The sequence below is a fragment of the Streptomyces sp. NBC_00354 genome, from assembly GCF_036106915.1.
GTDB lineage: Bacteria > Actinomycetota > Actinomycetes > Streptomycetales > Streptomycetaceae > Streptomyces.
Window position 1 is genome coordinate 454537 of record NZ_CP107983.1, and the last position, 20928, is coordinate 475464.

The 20928-nt window shown below is 70.7% G+C and carries 23 protein-coding genes; 9 read left to right on the top strand and 14 right to left on the bottom strand.

Annotation, left to right across the window (positions count from 1 at the left end; genetic code table 11):
• Positions 1-62: 62 nt before the first annotated feature.
• From OHT74_RS02180 to OHT74_RS02200, 5 genes are read right to left on the bottom strand one after another with little or no spacing between them, the layout of a single operon-like run.
• Positions 63-770 carry an ABC transporter ATP-binding protein gene (locus OHT74_RS02180; protein ID WP_328619098.1) on the bottom strand — a complete coding sequence of 236 codons (708 nt, stop codon included), beginning with the start codon at positions 768-770 and terminating at the stop codon, positions 63-65.
• The gene (locus tag OHT74_RS02185) at positions 767-1540 is read right to left on the bottom strand and encodes an ABC transporter ATP-binding protein (RefSeq protein WP_266660040.1); all 774 of its coding nucleotides are present in this window, start codon (positions 1538-1540) and stop codon (positions 767-769) included. The genes OHT74_RS02180 and OHT74_RS02185 overlap by 4 nt, the downstream gene beginning before the upstream one ends.
• Positions 1537-2514 carry a branched-chain amino acid ABC transporter permease gene (locus OHT74_RS02190; RefSeq protein ID WP_328619099.1) on the bottom strand — a complete coding sequence of 326 codons (978 nt, stop codon included), beginning with the start codon at positions 2512-2514 and terminating at the stop codon, positions 1537-1539. Before OHT74_RS02190 ends, OHT74_RS02185 begins: the two co-directional genes overlap by 4 nt.
• Positions 2511-3389: a branched-chain amino acid ABC transporter permease gene (locus OHT74_RS02195; RefSeq protein WP_328619100.1), complete on the bottom strand. Its 879-nt coding sequence runs from the start codon at positions 3387-3389 to the stop codon at positions 2511-2513. Before OHT74_RS02195 ends, OHT74_RS02190 begins: the two co-directional genes overlap by 4 nt.
• A 1-nt stretch (position 3390) precedes the next feature.
• Positions 3391-4566 carry an ABC transporter substrate-binding protein gene (locus OHT74_RS02200; protein WP_266660043.1) on the bottom strand — a complete coding sequence of 392 codons (1176 nt, stop codon included), beginning with the start codon at positions 4564-4566 and terminating at the stop codon, positions 3391-3393.
• A 240-nt stretch (positions 4567-4806) separates the two neighbouring features.
• Between OHT74_RS02200 and OHT74_RS02205 the strand changes: the two genes are divergently transcribed.
• Positions 4807-6438, top strand: a complete 1632-nt coding sequence (locus tag OHT74_RS02205) for a carboxylesterase/lipase family protein (protein WP_328619101.1) — start codon at positions 4807-4809, stop codon at positions 6436-6438.
• A gap of 206 nt (positions 6439-6644) precedes the next feature.
• Here OHT74_RS02205 and OHT74_RS02210 read toward each other — a convergent pair whose 3' ends face one another.
• Together OHT74_RS02210 and OHT74_RS02215 are read right to left on the bottom strand one after the other, a co-directional pair.
• Positions 6645-7481 (bottom strand): hypothetical protein, encoded by an 837-nt coding sequence (locus tag OHT74_RS02210; protein WP_328619102.1) that lies wholly within the window; start codon positions 7479-7481, stop codon positions 6645-6647.
• A 143-nt stretch (positions 7482-7624) separates the two neighbouring features.
• Positions 7625-8074 (bottom strand): nuclear transport factor 2 family protein, encoded by a 450-nt coding sequence (locus tag OHT74_RS02215; protein ID WP_328619103.1) that lies wholly within the window; start codon positions 8072-8074, stop codon positions 7625-7627.
• A gap of 123 nt (positions 8075-8197) precedes the next feature.
• Here OHT74_RS02215 and OHT74_RS02220 point away from each other — a divergent pair, with 123 nt between their 5' ends.
• The 4 genes from OHT74_RS02220 to OHT74_RS02235 all read left to right on the top strand — a co-directional run bounded on the left by OHT74_RS02220 (position 8198) and on the right by OHT74_RS02235 (position 11864).
• Positions 8198-8770: a TetR/AcrR family transcriptional regulator gene (locus OHT74_RS02220; protein ID WP_266660047.1), complete on the top strand. Its 573-nt coding sequence runs from the start codon at positions 8198-8200 to the stop codon at positions 8768-8770.
• Between the two features lie 112 nt (positions 8771-8882).
• A complete protein-coding gene (locus tag OHT74_RS02225; RefSeq protein ID WP_328619104.1) occupies positions 8883-9515 on the top strand; it encodes a hypothetical protein in 633 nt (210 codons plus the stop codon).
• Positions 9516-9624: 109 nt separating this feature from the next.
• Positions 9625-10260, top strand: a complete 636-nt coding sequence (locus OHT74_RS02230) for an alpha/beta hydrolase (RefSeq protein ID WP_328619105.1) — start codon at positions 9625-9627, stop codon at positions 10258-10260.
• 89 nt (positions 10261-10349) lie between these two features.
• Positions 10350-11864, top strand: coding sequence for a class I adenylate-forming enzyme family protein (locus OHT74_RS02235; protein WP_328619106.1), 1515 nt, complete (start codon positions 10350-10352; stop codon positions 11862-11864).
• A 20-nt stretch (positions 11865-11884) separates the two neighbouring features.
• Here the strand turns inward: OHT74_RS02235 and OHT74_RS02240 are convergent, their stop codons facing one another.
• Positions 11885-12670: a DUF4190 domain-containing protein gene (locus tag OHT74_RS02240; protein WP_266660049.1), complete on the bottom strand. Its 786-nt coding sequence runs from the start codon at positions 12668-12670 to the stop codon at positions 11885-11887.
• Between the two features lie 219 nt (positions 12671-12889).
• Positions 12890-13507: a TOPRIM nucleotidyl transferase/hydrolase domain-containing protein gene (locus OHT74_RS02245; protein ID WP_328619107.1), complete on the bottom strand. Its 618-nt coding sequence runs from the start codon at positions 13505-13507 to the stop codon at positions 12890-12892.
• Between the two features lie 254 nt (positions 13508-13761).
• Between OHT74_RS02245 and OHT74_RS02250 the strand changes: the two genes are divergently transcribed.
• Both OHT74_RS02250 and OHT74_RS02255 read left to right on the top strand, forming a co-directional pair.
• The gene (locus OHT74_RS02250) at positions 13762-15030 is read left to right on the top strand and encodes a YhgE/Pip domain-containing protein (RefSeq protein ID WP_266660053.1); all 1269 of its coding nucleotides are present in this window, start codon (positions 13762-13764) and stop codon (positions 15028-15030) included.
• Positions 15031-15467: 437 nt separating this feature from the next.
• Entirely contained in the window at positions 15468-15845 is a 378-nt protein-coding gene (locus tag OHT74_RS02255; RefSeq protein ID WP_328619108.1) for a hypothetical protein, read from the top strand.
• Here OHT74_RS02255 and OHT74_RS02260 read toward each other — a convergent pair.
• The gene (locus tag OHT74_RS02260; protein ID WP_328619109.1) at positions 15838-16899 is read right to left on the bottom strand and encodes an aldo/keto reductase; all 1062 of its coding nucleotides are present in this window, start codon (positions 16897-16899) and stop codon (positions 15838-15840) included. The two genes, OHT74_RS02255 and OHT74_RS02260, sit on opposite strands and share 8 nt — an antisense overlap.
• 100 nt (positions 16900-16999) lie before the next feature.
• Between OHT74_RS02260 and OHT74_RS02265 the strand changes: the two genes are divergently transcribed.
• Positions 17000-17623 (top strand): TetR/AcrR family transcriptional regulator, encoded by a 624-nt coding sequence (locus tag OHT74_RS02265; RefSeq protein ID WP_266660059.1) that lies wholly within the window; start codon positions 17000-17002, stop codon positions 17621-17623.
• Positions 17624-17675: 52 nt separating this feature from the next.
• Here OHT74_RS02265 and OHT74_RS02270 read toward each other — a convergent pair whose 3' ends face one another.
• The 4 genes from OHT74_RS02270 to OHT74_RS02285 all read right to left on the bottom strand — a co-directional run bounded on the left by OHT74_RS02270 (position 17676) and on the right by OHT74_RS02285 (position 19837).
• Complete coding sequence (locus tag OHT74_RS02270; protein WP_328619110.1) at positions 17676-18452, bottom strand: polysaccharide deacetylase family protein; 777 nt, start codon at positions 18450-18452, stop codon at positions 17676-17678.
• A 162-nt stretch (positions 18453-18614) separates the two neighbouring features.
• Entirely contained in the window at positions 18615-19001 is a 387-nt protein-coding gene (locus OHT74_RS02275) for a VOC family protein (RefSeq protein WP_266660063.1), read from the bottom strand.
• The gene (locus OHT74_RS02280; RefSeq protein WP_266660065.1) at positions 18998-19291 is read right to left on the bottom strand and encodes an ArsR/SmtB family transcription factor; all 294 of its coding nucleotides are present in this window, start codon (positions 19289-19291) and stop codon (positions 18998-19000) included. Before OHT74_RS02280 ends, OHT74_RS02275 begins: the two co-directional genes overlap by 4 nt.
• Positions 19292-19342: 51 nt before the next feature.
• Positions 19343-19837, bottom strand: a complete 495-nt coding sequence (locus tag OHT74_RS02285) for an RrF2 family transcriptional regulator (RefSeq protein ID WP_328619111.1) — start codon at positions 19835-19837, stop codon at positions 19343-19345.
• A gap of 113 nt (positions 19838-19950) precedes the next feature.
• Between OHT74_RS02285 and OHT74_RS02290 the strand changes: the two genes are divergently transcribed.
• Positions 19951-20706 carry an SDR family oxidoreductase gene (locus OHT74_RS02290; protein ID WP_328619112.1) on the top strand — a complete coding sequence of 252 codons (756 nt, stop codon included), beginning with the start codon at positions 19951-19953 and terminating at the stop codon, positions 20704-20706.
• Positions 20707-20928 lie beyond the last annotated feature (222 nt).

Sequence of the window (20928 nt, forward strand, 5' to 3'; positions counted from 1 at the left end):
GACGGGCAGTTGCGCCGCGACGATGACGTTGCCGTAGGGGTCCGCGAAGGTGACGGTCCCGCTCAGTCGACGCCGAGCAGGCGCCGCCGATCGTCGGGGCGGGATGCGAATTCCGCACAGGCCGCTCGGTGGACGATGCGCCCCTTCTGCATGACTGCGACGTCCTGGGCGACGGAGAACGCAAGCGCCAGGTTCTGCTCGACGAGGACGACCGACATTCCCTGTGCGCCCACCTCTCGGATCACCTCACCGACCTGGGCGACGATCGCGGGAGCGAGGCCGTCGGACGGCTCGTCGAGCAGCAGCAGGCGCGGATTGCCCAGCAGGGCCCTGGCGATCGCGAGCATCTGCTGTTCCCCGCCGGAGAGCTCGTCCCCGCGGTGCCCGAGCCGCTCACCCAGCCGCGGCAGCAGGTCGAGGACGCGGGCCCTCGTCCACGGGCCCGTCGCCGGACGCCGCGAGGCGACCGTCAGGTGCTCGGCCACGGTCAGCGGCGCGAACACCCGGCGCCCCTGCGGGACGACGCCGACCCCGGCTCGGGCGATCACGTCGACGCGGGCTCCGGCGATCTCCCGGCCGTCGAGGGTGACGCTGCCTCCGTACGGCCGGACGAGCCCCATGACGGTCGAGATCAGGGTGGTCTTCCCGACCCCGTTGCGCCCGAGGACGGCGACGATCCCGCCCGCATCGAGATCCAGGTCGACACCGCCGAGGACGACGCCCCCGGCATAACCGGAGCTCAGCTCGCGCACGCTGAAGAACGGCTTCACGAGGAGACCTCCACGGTGCCGAGGTAGGCGGTCTGGACTTCGGCGGAGGCCCGTACCCCGTCCGGGGAACCGGTCATCAGATGTCTGCCGAGGTGCATGACGGTGACCGTGTCGGCGAGCTCGAAGACCATGTCGAGGTCGTGTTCGATGAGCAGTACGGTCACCTCGCCCGGCAGGGCGGCGATCAGCTCGGTGAGCCGGGCGGTCTCCGCGGGAGACATGCCGGCGGCCGGCTCGTCCAGGAGCAGCAGCCGGGGGTCGGTGGCCAGCGCGACGGCGACCTCCAGCTGCCGCCGCTCGCCGTGCGAGAGCTCGGCCGCCGCGACCTCGTGCCGGGTGGGCAGGCCCACCCGCTCGAGCAGCGCGTGCGCCCGTGCGAGCTCCTTCGGCCGGGCGCCGACCTTCCGCCGGCCCCCGAGGCCTCCCCCGGCCCGGCGCAACACGGCGAGCAGGACGTTCTCCAGCACGGACTCGCGCATGAAGAGACTGGAGTGCTGAAACGTCGCTGCAACGCCGAGCCCGACCCGGCGGTGCACAGGCAGCCGGGTCACGTCCTTCCCGTCGACGAGGATGGATCCGCCGGTGACGGGCAGCGTCCCGGAGATCAGGCCGAACAGGGTCGACTTGCCCGCACCGTTCGGGCCGATGATCGCGTGCCGGGCCCCCGCCCTCACGGTGAGGGAGACCTCGTCCAGGGCCCTGAAGGACCCGAAGTGCCGTGACACCTGCCGTAGTTCCAGTAGGGAGTGGTTGTGGTCGTGGTCTGTCACGTCGTTCTCTTCCGGGTCGGCTTGAGAGGCAGCCGTACGCCGGCCAGCCCGCGGGGCAGCGTGTAGACGGCGACGACGAAGAGCACCCCGAGCAGCAACGGCCCGCGCCCGGCAACGGCTTCGAGGTTTCCGAGGTAGTCGCGGGTGAGCCAGACCAGTGCGGCGCCGGCGCAGGCTCCCCACATCGAGCCGGAGCCGCCGATGACGACGGCCAGCAGCGCCAGGGCCGCGATCTCGAATCCGGCGTCGCCGGGCGAGACGAACCGCTCTACCGAGACCCACAGGGCTCCGGCGGCGCCGGCCAGCGCCCCGGCGCCGCAGTAGACGGTCAGGGCGTAGCGCTGCGTCGGGTAGCCGATCGCCCGCATCCGCGGCTCGTTGTCGCGGATGCCGCGCAGGGCGAGGGCGAACGGTGTCGATCCCAGGCGGGAGACGGCCGCGAAGAGCAGCAGGAACACGGCCAGTACGTAGAAGTAGACGAGCCCGTCCAGCGCCAGCGCGGGCATGCCGGGCAGCGGTACGACGGGCGGGATGCCCGACACTCCGTCGGTGCCGTTCGTCAGCGACTTCCAGTTGACGGCGGCGCTGTACGCGATCTCGCCGATGGCCAGCGTCAGCATCAGGAAGACCACGCCCCGGGCCCGCACTGCCAGCCACCCGGTCGGCACCGCCACCAGCGCGGAGACGCCCGCGGCGATGAGGAGCTGGAGGATTCCGATGTCGGTGAGTCGCGTCGCCACGATCGCGGCCGTGTAGGCACCGACTCCGAAGTACGCCGACTGGCCGAGGGTCGGCAGTCCGGTCAGGCCGGTGAGCAGGTTCACGCTGATGGCGAGGAGCCCGAACACCAGGATCCGCGACAGGGTGCCGACGGCGTACGGGCCGAGGACGAAGGGGGCCAGGGCGAGTCCGACGACCACGGCGGTCACGGACAGCCGCCGCGCGCCGGTCGAGGCAGCTCTGTGCGGGCTCATGCGCGCACCGCCGCCGGGACCAGGCCGTTCGGGCGGACGACGAGCACGAGCAGCATCGTGCCGAAGAGGAGGAAGGGAGCGTACTCGGGGAGCAGCGCCACCCCGAGGGTCTGCACCTGTCCGATGAGGAGCGCCCCGGCGAGCGCGCCGCGCACGGATCCGAGGCCGCCCACGACCACGACGACGAGCGAGAGGACGAGCACGGTCTCGTCGACGCCCGGCCCGGGGCCCAGAATCGGCGCCCCTAGGACACCGCCGACCACCGCCAGGGCTGCGCCGGAGGCGAAGACCCCGTACAGCACCTTGCGGACGTCGACCCCCAGCGCGCGCACCATGTCCCGGTCCGCGACGGCGGCTCGGACGAGCGCTCCGAGCGAGCTGCGTTCGAAGACGAGGTGGACAAGGAGTGCGAGGGCTGCCGCGACGCCGATGAACACCAGCCGGTAGACCGGGTAGGCGTGGCCGACGAGGGCCACCGTCCCGCGCAGGGCCGTCGGCGGGTCCGTGGGCAGCACCTCGCCGCCGAAGGCCGCGGCAAGGAGGTCGGCGACGATGAAGGTGATGCCGAGCGTCAGCACGGCCTGGTCCAGGTGCCCGCGCCGGGCCAGCGGCCGGGTGAGGAACGTCAGCGCGGCCCCGCCCATGCCGCCCACCACGGCGCCGGCCGCCAGCGCGAGGACCAGACCCCACAGGCTCCCGTCGGACAGCGCGTAGGCGACGTACGCCCCGGCGAGGTAGAGCGTGCCGTGGGCCAGGTTCAGCACGTCCATCATGCCGAAGACCAGGGAGAGTCCGACCGCGATCGTGAACAGCAGCAGACCGAAGGCAACCCCGTCGACGACGCTGACGAGGTTGCCGTTCAACCATCCGGTCATGTCAGCCGCCCAGCCGGCCGAGCTCGGAGGTGGCGGTGTTGGCCCCCTGCTTGACCTCGCGCAGGTACCACGGCTGGACGGGCGTGCCGCCGCTGTTGAACTTCCAGGTGCCGCGCGGGCTGTCGATGTCCCCCACCTTGGCGATGGCGGCATTGACCGATTCCGGGGTCACGGTGCCACCGGCCGCCTTGATCGCTTTGTCGAGCACCTGCGCCGCGTCCCACGACGCCATCGCGTAGGTGGTCGCAGGAGCCCCGTAGGCGGACCGGTAGGCGGGCGCGAACTGCTTGTTGGCCGTGTTGTCCAGGTCCGCGCTGTAGTTGAGCGCGGTGAGGATGCCGTCGGCCGCCTCTCCCTGTCCCTTCAGCACGCCGCCCTCGGTGAGGAAGCCGGGCGCGTAGAGCGGGATCTTGCCGGCCAGGCCGAAGTCCCGGTACTGCTTGACGAAGTCGACGGCCGCACCGCCCGCGTAGAAGCAGAAGACCGCCTTCGCGCCGGAGTTCTCGATCTGCGCGAGGTACGGCTGGAAGTTCTTCGTCCCCGGGAACGGGGTGTAGACCTCCTCCCCCGCGAGCTTGCCGCCGGCAGGGAGGAAGGTGGACTTGAATCCCTCCACCTCGTCCTTGCCCGCCTGGTAGCCCGCGGCGATCAGGAAGACCGGACCGCCGGCCTTCTCTGCGACGTACTTGCCCAGCGCCTTGCCCGGCTCGTCGTTGACGTACGACGTGCGCCAGATGTACTTGGTCCCGGTCAGTGTCGTCGGCGAGGCGTTCGAGCCGACGAGCGGGATCTTGCTGGTCTCGAAGAGGTCCTTGACCCCGTTGATGGTGGCCGAGCTGACCACGCCGCTCACCGCCAGCACCCGGTCCTGCTTGACGAGCTTCTCCGCCGCAGCCTTGCCGGAGTCGGCCGTCTCCCCCTCGTCGGCGATCACTGTCTGCACTTCTCGGCCGCCGAGTTTGCCGCCGTGCTGCTTGATGTAGAGCTCGAAGCCCTGCTTCATGTCGTCGCCGAGCGCCTTGTAGGTCCCGGACTGCGGGACGAGGAGCCCGATCTTCACGGGCCCGCCCTGCTTGTCGCCGTCGCCGGTCCCGAGACTGGCGCCACCGCATGCGGTGGTCAGCAAGAGGCCCGTCGTGACGGCGATCAGACCAACGGGACGAAACCGACCTGCCATGGAGACTCCGTACGTGGTGAGCCGGCCCTGGTGGACCGGGTGTTGCCGATGGGGTGCCGTGGAGGGTGACACGTGTCTATCGCGTAATTGAGACGGCCGTCAATAGTTCGCGAGATATCGAGCGGCAAGACGCTCGCACCCCTTGACCCCACTCACGGACATGGCGTAACACTTGCGGTCGTCAAATCTCCGCCATATCGATTCGGCGGCGGACCGTGATCAGTCAGGGAGTGAAGCACCGTGACCGACGATCCATCACGACGCAAAGTCCTCAAGAACAGCACTGTGTTGGCCGGTGCCGCGCTGCTCTCCGGGGTTCCGGCCGGGCACGCGGCGCAGGCCGCCCCTCGAGCGGACGATCCCTCGCCCGTCGTGGACGCGCCCGCGGGCCGGCTGCGCGGGGTCGTCGAGGGAGGTCTCACCGTCTTCAAGGGCGTGCCCTACGCGGCGCCGCCGGTCGGCGCCCTGCGCTGGCGGCCGGCCCAGCCCCATCCCGGCTGGTCGGGAACGCGCGACGCCGGCGCGTTCGGCCCCAGCGCGCCGCAGCTCTACCGGGAAGGGGGCGACCAGGTACTCGGAACGCACGGCTCGCCCCCCTTCGACGAGGACTGCCTCACGCTCAACGTCTGGACCCCGCAGGCCGACAGCACCAAGCGGCCGGTGATGGTCTGGATCCACGGCGGCGGTTTCATCTCCGGGTCCGGCTCACTGCCCATCTACTCCGGCGAGACCTTCGCGCGCGACGGCGACCTTGTCGTGGTGACCATCAACTACCGGCTCGGGCCGCTGGGATACCTCTACTTCGGCGAGGACGGCGCCGGGGGGAACTTCTGGCTCACCGACCAGCTCGCCGCACTGCGCTGGGTACGGGACAACGTCGCCGCGTTCGGCGGGGACCCGGACAACATCACCCTCGCCGGCCAGTCCGGCGGCGCGTTCTCGGTCGCGGCCCTGGCCGGAGCCCGGCCCCAGGGCCGCCCGCTGTTCCGGCGCGCCATCCTCCAGAGCCCGCCGCTCGGGCTGCAGGTCCCCACGCGTACGGAGTCGCTGCAGCGCAGCGCCACGTTCCTCGAGATCCTCGGGGCCAAGGACCTGGCGCAGCTGCGGACCCTGCCCTGGCAGCAGCTGATGGGCGCCACCATCGAGATGTTCAAGCGCACCGGACGGTGGGGGTACTGGTCGACACCGTTCCTGCCCGTGCTCGACGAGGTGACGCTGGACCGCCACCCCTCCGACCTGCTGCTCAGCGGTCCGGGGGCGGACATCGACATCCTGATCGGCTGCACCAGGGAGGAAGCCAACTTCGCCTTCGCCCTCGACCCGACGTACGCCGCCGCGACCAAGGACCAGGTGCTCGCCCGGGCACGGGACACCTTCGGGAACCGGGCCGCCGAGGCATACAGTGCGTACGAGGAAGCCCGGCCGGGCGCCCGGCCGGTGGACGTACTCATGGACCTGATCAGCGACGACCTGTTCCGCATGCCGGGCCTGGCACTCGCCGAACGGCGGGCGGCGGCCCGTAAGCACCCGGTATGGGCCTACCAGTTCGACTTGCCGACGCCAGCGCACGGCGGCCGGCTGGCGGCGGCGCACTGCCTGGAACTGCCCTTCGTCTTCGACAACTTCGACAAGTGGTCGGGGGCGCCCTTCCTGACGGGGCTCGACCCGCGGATCCGTGAAGGTCTGGCCTCGACCATGCACGCGGCATGGATCTCGTTCATCCGCAACGGCGACCCCAACCACCAGGCCATGCCGAACTGGCAGCGCTACGAACGGGACTCCCGCACCACGATGAGCCTGGACACGGTCACCGCCGCCACGAACGACCTCGCCGGATACTGGCGGCGCCTCCACCGGCCGACGGCGTCCTAGGCACCCGAGTCCGTCCAGTACTCGGGAGCCTCTCCGCCTTGCGATGCACGGCACCGGACGACTCGGGCTTACCCGGCAAGATCCGAAAAGAGACGACCCAGCCGTTCGGCCCGGCCCCGACGGGGCCGGGCCGTAGCAATATCCCCCAGCACTCCGGAGCATGCACGTGTCCGTCCCACCCCGGACCGAGCGTTCTGCACCACCTGTCAGGGGCGCTCGAAGAGCTGGAGGATTCCCCCGGCAGAGAAGCAGAGCGCCCCCGTCAGAGTGCCCCAGTTGGCGATGTCCTCGTTCACCGGACTGCCGGTCGCGGGGCGGGTGAAGGCCGCCAGAGCCGAGATGAGGAAGAGGACGGAGCCGAGCTGATTGATCGCGACGATCCACCACCCGAGGTCGTGGGTGCGCACGGCCGGCCGGCCATGGCAGACCTCGAGCAGTGCGAGGTGCCCCGAGATCAGGAACAGGATGCACCCGACCATGTCGGGGGCCCAGATCAGCCTGTTCACCTGCTGGAGCGAGAGCCCCTGCAGCAGGGAGCTCAGCAGGTTGATGCCGAACACAAGAGTGCCGACGAACAGCACGAAGGTACTCAGCCAGTCGATCCGGTAGGGCTCGTAGCTCCACCAGGCCCAGGCTCGTGCGGCCGGCGAGCCTCCTCCGGGCTCCGGGCGGGGAGCGTTGATCGCCTGGAGCAGTGAGGTGTAGCCGCCGGTGTTGAAGAACAGGCCGCCGGCGAAGTAGATCCAGGCGCCTGTTGCACCACTCGCGCCGAACTGGGCGACCCAGGCCCCGAGGGCGAAGAGGGCCCCGCCGACGGTGAACGCCAGCGCGGCGACGGCGTTCAGCCTGCGAAGGCGGGCGACCGACACGCCGTCAGCGATTCGGCGACGCGGTTCGGGCTCGCCCGCAGCGCTTACGGTGATCAGGCCGCGCTTGCGTGCCAGGCGGGACTCCCAGATCGCCGTGCCCCCCTCCAAGGGGTGCCAGGTCAGCCGGGTTGTGAAAGGTCCGGCTCCCCCGGAGCGCCCTTGGATTTGGCTCACCCGCCGACCTTAGCCTCCGACGTCCCCCGGTTCCCGGCGTGACCCTGCCGTCTCACCGCGTTGGTCGAACGCACGTCACGTACTGCTTCGCGGCCTGCGGGTTCGGGGTGCCGCGAAGGGGCTCACGCAGATACTCGGCGGCCCTACTCGGGCTGCTCACCCTCCAACGCCTTCACCAGCTGCGGCAGGTGACCACCGGCCACGACGAGGGCCAGGTGGTCGTGGAAGTCCCGGCTGCCGACGATCAGGCCGTCGCGGACCCGCAGCACCTGGATGTTCGCGGTTTCGAAGGTCCGCCCGGTCGCGCGGTGGTGAACCCGGTAGTCCCACTCGGCAACGGCCACCTCCGGGTCATCGGTCTCCCGGACGACCACATTCACCGGGGTCAGCTCCACGGGCATGCTCGCGGAGACTTGCGCGAACCGCGCTTCCAGCACGGCACGACCCTCGAACCTGCGCGGCCCGACCGGCTCGAAGACGGTCTCCACGACAGCGTCCTCTGCATAGAGTTCGGCCAGCTCCGAGAACCGCCCCTCACCGATGCGCTCCAGCAGCTTGTGGAAGACCTCTCGCGGTGACAGCGTTTTGGGCATGATCAACCTCCGGCGGGATCAGCCACTAGAATCGGACTAGCGGCTCCGTTTTCAACGATACGGACTGGCAACTCCGGTTGTCCAGAGGTTCTTTCGCCGCATGCAGAGGAAGGCAGAAAAGGGATGACTGGCGCTCAGGAGCGCCCGCTGCGGGCGGACGCCGCCCGCAACCGGGCCAGGGTGCTCGATGTCGCCACGGAGGTGTTCACCACCCGCGGCGTCGGCGTGCCGACCGAGGAGATCGCCCGGGCCGCCGGGGTGGGGGTCGGCACGCTCTTCCGGCACTTCCCCACCAAGGAGGCGCTGTTGGAAGCGGTGATGGTGCGCAGGCTGGAGGCGATCGCCGCCATGACCGCGCAGCTGGCAGCTCAGGACGATCCGGCCGAGGCGTTCTTCGCCTGCTTCCGTCTGGTGGTGGAACAGTCGGCGGGCAAGAACGAGTTCGCCCAGGCACTCGCCGCGGCCGGTGTGGACGTGCACGCATCGCTGCACGAGCCGACCAAGGAGATCCAGACCCGGCTGGCCGGCCTGCTGTCCGAGGCGCAGCAGGCCGGGGTGGTCCGCCCGGAGCTGCGCCTGCCCGAGCTGCTTGCCCTGCTGGTCGGTACCGGGGCAATGCTGGAACAGCTCGGCGCGGACCCGGCGGCCCGGGAGCGGATCTTCGAGGTGGTCTTCGACGGCCTGCGGCCACGCTGACCGGCGACGTCGCCGGGCGTGGGAGAACGGACCGCGGCCCGGCCCGAGTCGGGGTGCCGGCCCGGGCCCTTTCCGGGTGCGTACAACCCTGGTTGCAGGCGGAACGCTTCCCTTGGGGGGAGTAGGGGTCACCTCCTTCGCGGTCACCGCGCTCCTCGGGGGCGGGCCCGGGGCCGCCACGGCGACGACCCTCGCCGCCGCGCCCGTTCCCGTCCTGTCCTGGGGCCCCTGCGACGCAGCGGACGCCGACGATCCCGGGGACGGCTTCGAGTGCGCGACCGCCCGGGTACCCCTGGACTACCGCCGGCCCACCGGGCGTACGATCCCGCTCGCGGTCACCCGGCGGCTCGCCGCCGACCCGGCTCACCGCACCGGTGTCCTGCTGCTGCATCCCGGCGGACCCGGCAACTCCGGCGTGGACTTCGCCCGTAACAGCTACGACGCACTCCCCGCCTCTCTCCGCGACGCCTTCGGCGTCGTCGGGTACGACATGCGCGGCGTGGCGCGCAGCGGGCAGGTGGAGTGCTGGAACGACAAGGAGTATTCCGCCGCCGTCGACGCCGCGCGCGGTGTACCCGGCCCGGGAGCGCTGCAAACTGCCGTCCGGCAGGGCCTGGACTTCGCCACCGCCTGTCGGGAACGGTCCGGGGAGCTCGTGCCGTTCGTCGGTACCGGGTCGAACGCCAAGGACATCGACCTGCTGCGGCAGGCCCTCGCAGAACGCAACCGCCTGCGGATTCGGTGAAGGCCGGCCGCGGCAGGCCTTCGAGGAACTCAAGCGGTCGCTGGACGCCGATCCCGTCATCACCGCGAGCGGATGCCCGGCCACCGGCTACGTCCTCGCCTACCGCCTGATGTTCAACATCAACTCGGGCAAGGAGATCTGGCCCTACCTGGGTCAGGCCCTGCGGGCGGCCCAGGCACACCAGGGTTCGTTCCTGCTGTCGCCGCCCTCCCCCGCGTCCTTCGACTTCCTCAACGTCAACATGGCCGTCGAGTGCGCCGACCGCGTCTACCCGACCAGCCGCCTGCTCCTGGGCACGCTGGTCAGCGCCCACGTCGCCGCCGCTCCGCTGCTGGGACCCCCCATCGGCCTCGGGCCGCCCACCTACGACCACAACCACGCGCCCACCTGCGCCCAGTGGCCGGCCGGGCGCCCGAGCCGCTACGCGGGCTCCTACCGGGCGGCCGGTTCCGCCCCGATCCTGGTCCTCGGTACGACCGGGGACCCTGACACCCCGTACCAGGACGCCGTGGCCCTCGCCGGCACGCTGGACAACGGACGGCTGCTGACCTTCGCTGCTGAAGGACACACCGCCTACAACCGGAGCGCGTGCGTCAGCGCACTGGTCACGGACTACCTCGCCACCAAGGCGCTGCCGGCCCGGGGCACCGTCTGTGCGGACGAAACGCCCCCGGAACCGCTCGCCCGCCGCACCACCGGCATCGAGGTCGACGAAACGCGCGATGTGATCCCCGTCCTCCGCTGAGCACACTGCCCCGACCGGCGAGCCGTCGACAGGGGCTACGGCCGGGCGGGAGACTGGTCGGGACGGGCGTAGAGGCGGTGGCGGTGGTGATGGCTGCGCGGTATGTCGCGGACCTGATCGGTGCGTTGGAACGGAACGCGGGACGCCCCGCGATCGGGGCCGGTCCCGTGGTCGCGGGATTCTCCGAGGTGCTGGCCGATACGTACCGGCTGGCGAGCCTCCTCGGAGAGCTGGGAGTGCGGCGCGGGGCCGGGCTGGCCTGTGTGAGCGGCAACCGGCCCGAGGTGCTGCTGGTCCGGTTGGCCGCGCACGTGATGGGCGCGCGGCTGACCCAGGTGATCGTCGGTCCCGCCACCCATGGCCTGGACTTCTTGCTGCGGGACTGCGAGCCGGTCGTGGTGGTGAACGACGCCCCGGTGCCCGACACAGGGGTTCCGCGCATCGGGCTGGAGGTGTTGATGCGGCTGGCCCGCGCCCGGGAAGTCCGGCCGGTTCCCCTGCAGGCTCGTGAGGACGACGTGGCGCGTGTGACGTACACCGGCGGCACCACGGGCAGGCCCAAGGGGGTGGCCTCCACTTTCGCCGCGATGGCGGACCGGACCGGTACGCGCGGCAAGGGCGGCGGACCGGCGGAGTCGGTCCACCTCTCGGTCACGTCACTCGCGCAGCGTTCCGGGGGCCGGTGCCTGGAACACCTGCGCGAGGGAGGCCGGGTGGAGATCCTCGGAATCTTCGACACGAGGGAGTTCGCCGCCGCCTGCCGGCGCCTGGCGCCCGTGTCCACGTACCTGACGCCCTCGATGGTGTACAGGCTGCTGGACGACCCGACAACCGCCGACGGCGTGCCGGGGCTCGTCCAGGTGTCGTACGGCAACTCTCCCATCCACCCGGAGCGGCTGCGGCAGGCGCTCACGCGCTGGGGTGCCCGGCCGAGGTGGCGGCAGGGCTACGGGATGAACGAGGCCGGGGTGATCTGCAGGCTGTCGGCGGCCGATCACGACGCGGGGGTGACCGACCGGCCGTACCTCCTGGGATCCGCCGGCCGTCCCGCACCCGGCGTGGACGTGCGGGTGCGGGACCAGGACGGGGCGGAGTCGGAGCAAGGACGTACCGGAGAGGTATGGGTGCGGTCCGAGATGGTGATGGCCGGCTACTGGAATCAGCCCGGCCTGACGGCCCAGGTGATGCGGGACGGATGGCTCAGGACCGGGGACCTCGGCCACTTCGACGCCGACGGGTACCTCTACCTCGACGACCGGGTCAACGACGTCGTCATCGTGGACGGTGTGAACATCTACTGCGGTCCCATCGAGACGTCCCTGACCCGGCACCCCGCCGTATCCGAGGCCGCGGTGGTGGGCCGGGCCAGCGACCTCACCGGTGAGGAGGTGTGCGCCTTCCTCGTGCCGGCACCGGGTCACCCTCCCACGAGCGCGGTGGCCGCCGAGGCATGCCTCCTGACGGCCGAGGCACTGTCACCGGCCCACCGGCCGACCACCGTCTTCTGGGAGCCGGCCCTTCCCCTCACCGACCGGGGCAAGCCGGACAAGCGGCTGCTGCGGAAGCGGGCTGCCGGATCGAGTCCTGCACCCACCACCCCGTAGCCCCGACCGACGACTGCGGCTCAGGAACCGGCGGCGCGGAGCGAGCCGGTGCTGGAGCCGCTGCTGTCGCCGATGAAGCAGGTGACCTCTCGGTCGCCGCGGATCCAAGTGGTGGGCTGCGGGTAGTAGTAGTACACCTCGAGCGTATCCGCGACCTTCGCGTCGGCGCCGACGTAGCCGGTGAGCGCCGAGCCCGCGCACTTCTCCTCGGCGATCGAGATGACCTTGTCCTTGCCCGGGTACGCCCCGCCGTCCAGGTTGAAGACGCTGTAGGCCTCCCCCTCGTGAGCTTCGCCGCAAGGCACGATCTTCACCCTGAAGCCGGCGTCACCACCCTCCTCGTCGTCGTACTCCGCCAGTTTGCCGCCCGTGTTGAAGCAGTCCCCCTTGCGGATGTCCTCCACGCGGACGGAACCCGGGGCGGTGGCCTGACCGTTGGTGTCGCGCTTCGGCCGGGGGCCGTCGTCCAGGGCTCCGGAGAATCCGAGGACCAGCACGATCGCGTAGAACGCGATGGCCAGGCTGTGGATGACGATGGCCGCAATGGCGAAGCCCTTGCCCTTCTCGCCGCGGTCGCGGATCTGGGAGAGGGCGACGATGCCGAGGATCAGCGGGACCAGCGGCAGCCCGCAGACGATCGACATGACGAACGCCACGATGGCCAGCGTGTTGGTCTTCTGCGACATCGGGGGCGGCGCGTACCAGCCCTGCTGGCCGCCGTACGGCCCGGGCTGCCCCGGCTGTCCGTACGCTCCCGACTGGGGGTAGGGCTCAGGGGACGACGGTGGCTGCGGCGGTATGGACATGCGTGTGGGTGCTCCTTGCACAGAGGGTGAAGGAGCAACCTACAGCCAGGGCATGACAAAGCCGGGTTGGGGGTCCGATGGGGGCACGGCGCTCGGACCGGATCGACGCAGGGAGGCTGCGCAGCCGCTGCCGCTACCGCTACCGCGACGTGACGGCGAAGAGCTGGACGCTGCGGGGGCTCGGGCGCGGCCCCCGCCCCCACCAGGTTCGCGCGCCGGTCACAGGCTCCTGAAGAGGTCATCGAGCGGGGCCGGTACCTGTCCGGGGTGGAGGGCCTCCACCAGGAGACGGCCGTAGCGGATCTTGCGGCCCTTCTTCGTGCCGAGGAAGCGCCGCAACTGCTGCTGCCGGGGCCGGCCGTGGTGTGAGGGCTGGCGCAGGAACGTCTGCCAGGCCCGCAGGTCGCCCTCGGCCTCGATGATCTCCTCGATCCTCGCCGTACCCAGCGCGCGGATGAGCTCGTCCTCCAGGTCCGCCACGCACACGAAGAAGCCCGGGCCCGGCGCCTGGGTCTGCTTCAGGGCCCGGTCGTAGTAGCCCTGCTCGCGCTCGTCGCACAGTCCTGTCAGGCGCAGGCCAAGACCGGGCGGCCCGAGAAGTCCGGCGTAGCGCCCCACGTTCATCGCCCCGCCCATCGACACGACACACACCCCTTCGGCGGCGAGGTCCCGGCTGCGCCGTCCGGACAGCGCCTCGACGGCCGCAAGGTCGCTCAGCCCTTCCAGCAGAACCGCCGTCCGCAGCCCCAGTTGCACGGCCAGATCACTCGCCGGTCCGCCGGGACCGCCGGCCGCCCAACGGCCGACTGCGTCCCGGAACGCCCATATGTCCACCATGGGGCAAGTCTGCACGCCCACCGACCGGCACGGCACGGAATATCGGCCGGCCGTCGACCCGAGGGCAGGCCGCACCGAGCGGCCGTTGGCCGTACGAGTACGCGTACTGCAACGGGGGGAGGAACGCGAGGCGTACGACGGCCTGCGCGGGTGCGGGCCGCATGCTGGCCTCTCGTACGGTCGCCCCGGCATCACCCGTTCGGCCCATCTCACCCGCACTGCGTCCTTCGCGCCGCCCGAACCCACGGAGAACCATGGCCGAGCCCGCCGCCCCTCAGGCCACTGCCGCGAAGCTGCTGCGCCGCCCGCAGTTGTGGCTGGTGCCCACGGTCCTCACCGGGCTACTCGCCCTGCTGCTGTCCCTGCTGTACATGGGCGGCATCGTCAACCCCAACCGGGACCTGCGCGACCTGCCCATCGCCCTCGTCAACGACGACATCGGCAAGCCGCCGCCCGGGCAGAAGGAGAACCTTGGCACACAGGTCACGACCGCCATCGCAGCCGACACCGGGGGCGGCAAGGCCGAGTGGCGCAGGCTCACCCGTGCCGAGGCCCAGGATCAGCTCGACTCCGGCAAGGTCTACGGCGCCCTGATCGTTCCGGCCGGCTTCACCGACGACGTCACCGCCCTCACCACCCTGGGAGCCACCCGGGCACCGACGATCACCGTGCTCACCAACCCCGGCAAGGGCAGTCTCGGCTCCTCCCTCGCCAGTCAGATCACGACCAAGGCCGCGCACCAGGCGTCCCAGACCATCGGCAGACAGCTCGCGGCAGCGGCCGGCACACAGGCGAGCCCCACCGCGAAGCTGCTGCTCACCGACCCGGTGAACGTCGTCACGCAGGTCGGGCACCCGATCGGCATTCACAGCGGCCTCGGCCTGACCGCCTTCTACTACACCCTGTTGCTCGTGCTGGCCGGGTTCATGGGCGGCAACGTGATCAGCAACGGCGTCGACACCGCCCTCGGCTACGCGGACAACGAGATCGGCCCCTGGCACACGCGCCGACCCACCGTGCCGATCAGCCGCACGCAGACGCTGCTGCTGAAGATGGTGATGACCGCGGGCATCACGCTCGTCAGCGCCTCGCTGGTCCTCATCGCTTGCGTCGGCATCCTCGGGATGGACGCGTCCCACCTGCCCCTGCTGTGGATCTACTCGTACTGCGCGGCCCTCGCCGTCGGACTGGGCGTGCAGGCCATCAATGCCGCGTTCGGCGGGATCGGCCAACTGGTGTCGATGTTCGTGTTCATCGTCCTGGGCCTGCCCTCGTCGGGCGCCACCGTGCCGCTCCAGGCCGTCCCCGGCTTCTACCGCTTCCTTTCCCACTTCGAGCCCATGCGGCAGCTCAGCGACGGGGTGCGCGCCATCCTCTACTTCGACGCCCGCGGCGATGCGGGTCTCACCCGCTCCTGGATCATGATCGCGGTCGGCGTCGTACTCGCCCTGCTCTTCGGCTTCGCCATGACCATGTACTACGACCGCAAGGGGCACAAGCGCCTTACCCCGCAGCCCGCCTGACCCCGTGAAACCGGCGGTTCACTTTCCGACGGTGTTCATCAGGACGATCGCCGCGAGGTTGGCGAGGATGACGGCGAGGATGCCGATCATCATGGCCCAAGCCCTGCGCGATTCGTCCATGTTCATGTCCATGGGATCACCTCCCGCCTGACGTGCGCGTCCCACGCACACGGAGTGGCCGCACAACGCTCCGGCCTGCCTCTTCCATGATGGACCGGTTGCGCCGGGCGCACGCGCGCAGACTCCCCCTGCCCCAAGACGTCCGAGCACAGCGCTGCGGATGGGCGGGCGGATTGTCAAGTCCCGACCTTGCGTGGCGTGACCGGGGCGCCCGCCTGGGGCGCAATGGAACCACGGACGACGGCACGCAGATGCAGACAGCACCCCCGCCTCGTCCGGAGCCCGGCCCCCCTCGACCCCCGTTAGGACCCTCTCCCATGGCCCTCACCAAGACCCGACGCATCGTTCCCGCCCTCATGATCGCCACCGCTGTGGCCACCGGAGGTGTCTCGCTGAGCACCACCGCATTCGCCGCCCCCAGCGCCGCACCCTCGAACATCACTACCGACGACGACCCCGGCCCGCTGAAGCTCCTCACGTACTCCAAGCTCGCAAAGATCTCCAAGGCCGGCGGCGTCCTGACGAAAGCCCCTGCTGGTGGCGGCGCGAGGGGCGGCGACACCGAGCCTCCCAAGGGCGGCGGCACCGGGGCGGCCACGGGCGGCGACACCGGCACCTCCGGTGACCTCCGTGACGACTTCGACTACGGCGTCTGGGTCGGCCTGGATCCCCGGTCCGGCCCCATCGTCAACTGAATCGCCCGAAGGGACCGGCCTGGACCACCGGCGGGTTGAGACGGGCGAAGCCCTCCTGCCGGTGGTACGGGAAGTAGGGGTACGGGGCCGTTCGGCTGCTCGCCGCGTCGAGCCTGGCCATCTGCTCGGCGGTGAGCGTCCAGCCCACGGCACCGAGGTTCTGGCGCAGCTGTTCCTCGTTGCGGGCACCCACGATGACGGAGGAGACGGTCGGCCGCTGCAACAGCCACCGCAGGGCGATCTGCGGGATCGCCTTCCCCGTTTCCTCCGCGATCTCGTCCAGGGCGTCGACCACGCGGTAGAGGTACTCGTCCTCCACCGGCGGGCCGTAGTCGGCGGTGTCGTGCAGCCTGCTGCCGGCGGGCAGCGGCCGGCCCCGGCGGATCTTGCCGGTGAGCCGGCCCCAGCCGAGGGGGCTCCAGACGATCGCGCCCAGCCCTTGGTCGAGCCCGAGCGGCATCAGCTCCCATTCGTAGTCGCGGCCGACGAGGGAGTAGTGGACCTGGTGTGCGACGTAGCGCTCGCGGCCGCGGCGGTCGGCGGTGGCCAGGGATTTCATGGCCTGCCAGCCGGAGAAGTTGGAGACGCCGAGATGACGGATCTTCCCGGCCCGGACCAGGTCGTCCAGGGTGGAGAGCACCTCCTCCACGGGGGTGCCGGCGTCGTAGGCGTGCAGCTGGAAGAGGTCGATGTAGTCGGTACCGAGGCGGCGCAGGGCGGTATCGACCGAAGTGATCAGGCGGGATCGCGAGGTGCCCGCGTCGCCGGGCCCGTCGCCCGTGGGCAGGCCGGCCTTGGTGGAGATGAGCACCTGGTCCCGGCGCCCCTTGAGGGCTGCCCCCAGCACCTCCTCGGACGCGCCGTCGGAGTAGACGTCGGCGGTGTCGAACATGGTGATCCCGGCGTCGATGCAGATGTCCACGAGGCGGCGCGCCTCTTCGGCACCCGTGTTGCCCCAGGCACCGAAGAGCGGCCCCTGTCCGCCGAAGGTTCCGGCGCCGAAGCTGAGCGCGGGCACCTGAAGCCCGGACGTACCCAGTCGCCTGTACTCCATGACGAATCCCCTCTCACGCACCCAGCTAATGGGGCTGCGGTTCCGTTAAGATGCCCTCAGCGTAACAAGGCTCAACGCTTAATGGAACAGGAGTCCCGTTATGGAGTTCGCGGAAGCCGAGTCCGACCCGGGGGCCACCCGGCCCGGAGGACGTACGGCGCGGGTGCGGGCGGCGGTGCTGCGCGCCACCGAAGACGTCCTGGCCGAGCAGGGCTTCGCACATCTGGACCTCACCGACATCGCGCGCCGCGCGGAGGTCGGGAAGACGACCGTCTACCGCCGCTGGGGCACGGTCACCGGCCTCGTGACCGATCTGCTGCTGGACATGGCGCAGCAGTCCGTGCCGCGTACGGAGACGGGCTCACTGCTCGGGGACCTGAGGGCCAACACCCGTCTGGTGCAGCAGACGCTGGCCGATCCCCGGCAGGGAGCCCTGTTCAAGGCGGTGATCGCGGCCGGCACCTGCGACCCGAAGGCGGCGGAGGCCCTGTACGGCTTCTACACCGCCCGCGTCGAGGAATGGGCGCCGTGTGTCGAACAGGCCGCCGCCCGCGGTGAGGTGCCCGAGGGCACCGACCCGCACGAGGTGATCCGCGCGGCGTCCGCCCCGCTCTACTACCGCCTCCTCACCACCGCCCTCCCGCTCGACGAGGCCGCCGCCGATCGCTGCGCGACGGCCGCGGCGGTGGCCGCGCGTGCGGGGGCGTACGTACGGGAGGCGTAGCGGTACCGTCGCCGCGGACGGGGTCCCGGACGCTGAGGCCCGAGGGGATGCCTTACGGGGTGGTACGGGCCGGGAAGGTGAAGGTGTAGCCCCGTGCGGTGAGCCAGGGCAGGTACTGCTTGAGCGCAGCGACCGTCTCGCTGCGGTCGCCGCCGCCGTCGTGGAACAGGACGGTCGGCTGCTGGGGCAGCTTGCCCTCCAGCGCCGCGAAGATCGCGGGCAGACCCGGGCGGCTCCAGTCCTTGGGGTCCACGCTCCAGCCCAGAGGCCGCATCCCGCTCGCGCTGGCTATCGCACGGCTGTCGGGGGTGAAGGCGCCGCCCGGCGCACGGTAGTAGTTCACGGCGACACCCGGCACGGCCTTCTCGATCATGGCCTTGCCGTCCAGGATCTGCTGCCGCTGGTAGGCGACGGGCTTGTGGTCCATCGTCACGTCGTGGTCGACGGAGTGGTCGCACAGCTGGTGACCGTCGGCGGCAATCTCGCGTACCAGAGCGGGGTACTTCTGCGCCCGGGTTCCGACCATGCAGAAGGTGGCCTTGACGTGGTTCTGCCTCAGCACCTTGAGGACCTGCGGGGTCCAGCGGGGGTCCGGACCGTCGTCGATCGTGATGGCGACGTTGTGGCCCGGGCCCTGGGCCAGCCGGGAGATCCCCACCGGGATCGGGGTGGCGCCCTGGGCGGACCCGGAGGCTGCCGACGACCGGCCCGCCGAGCCGTCCGTAGCGGCGAGCGCCGGCGTGCCGGCTGCTGCCAGAAGGCCGAGGACGGCCCCCGTCACGGCGAATCCTGCCCGCCGACGACGTACGGAACTGATGATGATGCCCATGGACGCGCTCTTCCTTTTGCGCTCGGCCCCCGGATCTCACGTTGCCGGTCCAGGGTAGGTCACGCGTTCGGGGGCCTTTTTCCTCCGATCGGCCGATACGGCGCGGGAACGGCGACACACGGCCGACAGATCGCGCCCGGGGCGCCTGCCGTCCGGGGCGCCTTACTTGCTGTGCAGGATCTGGATCAGGTTGCCGCAGGTGTCGTCCAGAACCGCAGTGGTGACCGCGCCCATCTCGAGCGGCTCCTGGGTGAACTGCACGCCGAGCCCGCGCAGCCGATCGAACTCCGCGGGTACGTCGTCCACGGCGAAGGCCGCGAGCGGGATGCCGTCCTTGGCCAGCCCGTCCCTGTACGCCTTCACCACGGGATGACCAGAGGGCTCCAACAGCAGCTCGGTCCCGTCGGGAGCCTCCGGCGAGACCACGGTCAGCCAACGGTGCTCACCCAGCGGGACGTCGTGCTTCTTCACGAAGCCGAGCACCTCCGTGTAGAAGCGCAGGGCCTTTTCCTGGTCGTCGACGAAGACGCTGGTCCGGTGGATCTTCATGGGGTGCCCTCCGGGGTGTGGGGCCTGAGCCACCGGGTCGCGATGCGCTCAAGAGGTTCGGTGTTCAGATCGTGGAACTTGTAGCGGCCCTGGCGCCGTGAGACCACCAGACCCGCAGACTCCAGTACGGCCAGGTGCTGGCTGATCGCCTGGCGGGACAGCCCCAGGCCGTGCCTGGTCACCAGCCGTGCGCATATTTCGAACAGGGTCTGGCCGTCCCGTTGCACCAGCTCATCGAGGATGCGCCGACGGGTGGGGTCGGCCAGCGCCTTGAAGACGTCCTCCGCCATGACCGCCACCATAGGCAAGCGTCGGCTTGCCTATCAAGTGCCGCTGCGGCGTCAGGTGCCGTCGGCAGGGTTCGACGGGTTCAGCCAGGCCCCGATGGCCGGCAGCGCTTCCGGGCCGCTGTCCTGCTCCACCGAGCCCACCAGGTCGGCGATGGACACCTGTTGCAGCGACGCCCGCCAGGCGGCATCGGCGGCGGTCATCACACGGGCGATGGCGCACGGCTTCGTGCAGTCCTGGGGCGGGGTCCCGAGCGGGCCCCGCTGGCGGATCTCGGTGCACACGAACGCCGGGCTCGCCCCGTCGACCGCGTGCACCACGTCCAGCACCGTGATCTCGGAGGCGGCCCTGGTCAAGGCGTACCCGCCCGTCTTGCCCTGGACGGACGTCACGAGGCCCGCCCGGGACAGGGCCTGCATCTGCTTGGCGAGGTAGCTGGGCGACACGTCGTGCAGCCGCGCCAGCCGGGCCGCCGGCACCGGCTCGGTCGCCGCGGTCAGCACCACACAGCAGTGCAGCGCCCACTCCACGCCACCGGACAGCTTCATTCACCCTCCCGTTTGACTCGGACCCAGAATATCCGAGTATCATCTCGGACAAGACTTATCCGAGTTTTCTCCGCGCCAGGCCGCGGCACTCGGCTCAAGGAAAGGGCACGGCCATGAAGATCACGGTCATCGGCGGCACCGGACTGATCGGTTCCCAGCTCGTCTCCAGGCTCCGCGAGGCCGGACACGACGTGGTCGCCGCATCCCTGTCGAGCGGGCTCGACCTGCTCACCGGCGCGGGACTCGACCAGGCACTGGAAGGCGCGGACACGGTCGTCAACGTGACGAACTCCCCCACGTTCGACGATGCCTCCCCGGACTTCTTCCGTACCACCATGGGGAACCTGCTGACGGCGGGCGAACGCGCGGGTGTCCGCCATCAGGTCGTCCTCTCCATCGTCGGAGTCGACCGGGTGCCGCAGCTGGACTACTACCGCGCGAAGACGCTCCAGGAGGACCTGCTGCGCACCGGGCCCACCCCGTACTCGATCGTGCGCGTCACCCAGTTCTTCGAGTTCATGGACGCGGTCATGTCCTGGACCGCCGACGACCACACCGTCCGGCTGCCCGCCACGCCCATCCAGCCCATCGCGACGGCCGACGTGGTCGAGGCGCTGGCCGACGTCGCCACCGCCGAGCCGCTGGACGGCACGCTCGACGTCGCGGGCCCCGACGTCTTCACGCTGGACGAGCTCGGCCGCCTCACCCTGTCCGACCGGCAGGAGCAGCGCACCGTTGTCACCGACGCGGAGGCGGGCATGTTCGCGGCGGTCTCCGGCGACGTCCTCATCGCAGGCCCCGACGCACGCCTGGCCCCCACCCACTACAAGGACTGGCTCGACAGCCGCCGCCAGGGTCCAAAGGCCTGAAGGCCTGAAGGTCAGCAACGACCGGGCGAACGCGCCCGGTCACAGCATCAGGGGGCAGGCAAACGATTTCCGCTGCCCCCCCTTTCCCACCCGCCGGTTCCAGCCAAACCTCCCCTCCAGGAACCCCCGGAACCCGGCCAGTGCCGGAAACGATCAGCCAACAGGGCCGAGCCGACTGCGTCGGCAGGTCGGCCAGATCCGGCTGCTCCGGCCTTCGCGCTG

Bases quoted from the DNA above. Each gene is read 5' to 3' on its own strand.
- OHT74_RS02190 (WP_328619099.1), bottom strand. From the start codon at position 2,514: ATGAGCCCGCACAGAGCTGCCTCGACCGGCGCGCGGCGGCTGTCCGTG.
- OHT74_RS02195 (WP_328619100.1), bottom strand. From the start codon at position 3,389: ATGACCGGATGGTTGAACGGCAACCTCGTCAGCGTCGTCGACGGGGTT.
- OHT74_RS02200 (WP_266660043.1), bottom strand. From the start codon at position 4,566: ATGGCAGGTCGGTTTCGTCCCGTTGGTCTGATCGCCGTCACGACGGGC.
- OHT74_RS02215 (WP_328619103.1), bottom strand. From the start codon at position 8,074: ATGCCCAAAACGCTGTCACCGCGAGAGGTCTTCCACAAGCTGCTGGAG.
- OHT74_RS02220 (WP_266660047.1), top strand. From the start codon at position 8,198: ATGACTGGCGCTCAGGAGCGCCCGCTGCGGGCGGACGCCGCCCGCAAC.
- OHT74_RS02230 (WP_328619105.1), top strand. From the start codon at position 9,625: ATGTTCAACATCAACTCGGGCAAGGAGATCTGGCCCTACCTGGGTCAG.
- OHT74_RS02235 (WP_328619106.1), top strand. From the start codon at position 10,350: ATGGCTGCGCGGTATGTCGCGGACCTGATCGGTGCGTTGGAACGGAAC.
- OHT74_RS02240 (WP_266660049.1), bottom strand. From the start codon at position 12,670: ATGTCCATACCGCCGCAGCCACCGTCGTCCCCTGAGCCCTACCCCCAG.
- OHT74_RS02245 (WP_328619107.1), bottom strand. From the start codon at position 13,507: ATGGTGGACATATGGGCGTTCCGGGACGCAGTCGGCCGTTGGGCGGCC.
- OHT74_RS02250 (WP_266660053.1), top strand. From the start codon at position 13,762: ATGGCCGAGCCCGCCGCCCCTCAGGCCACTGCCGCGAAGCTGCTGCGC.
- OHT74_RS02255 (WP_328619108.1), top strand. From the start codon at position 15,468: ATGGCCCTCACCAAGACCCGACGCATCGTTCCCGCCCTCATGATCGCC.
- OHT74_RS02260 (WP_328619109.1), bottom strand. From the start codon at position 16,899: ATGGAGTACAGGCGACTGGGTACGTCCGGGCTTCAGGTGCCCGCGCTC.
- OHT74_RS02265 (WP_266660059.1), top strand. From the start codon at position 17,000: ATGGAGTTCGCGGAAGCCGAGTCCGACCCGGGGGCCACCCGGCCCGGA.
- OHT74_RS02270 (WP_328619110.1), bottom strand. From the start codon at position 18,452: ATGGGCATCATCATCAGTTCCGTACGTCGTCGGCGGGCAGGATTCGCC.
- OHT74_RS02275 (WP_266660063.1), bottom strand. From the start codon at position 19,001: ATGAAGATCCACCGGACCAGCGTCTTCGTCGACGACCAGGAAAAGGCC.
- OHT74_RS02280 (WP_266660065.1), bottom strand. From the start codon at position 19,291: ATGGCGGAGGACGTCTTCAAGGCGCTGGCCGACCCCACCCGTCGGCGC.
- OHT74_RS02285 (WP_328619111.1), bottom strand. From the start codon at position 19,837: ATGAAGCTGTCCGGTGGCGTGGAGTGGGCGCTGCACTGCTGTGTGGTG.
- OHT74_RS02290 (WP_328619112.1), top strand. From the start codon at position 19,951: ATGAAGATCACGGTCATCGGCGGCACCGGACTGATCGGTTCCCAGCTC.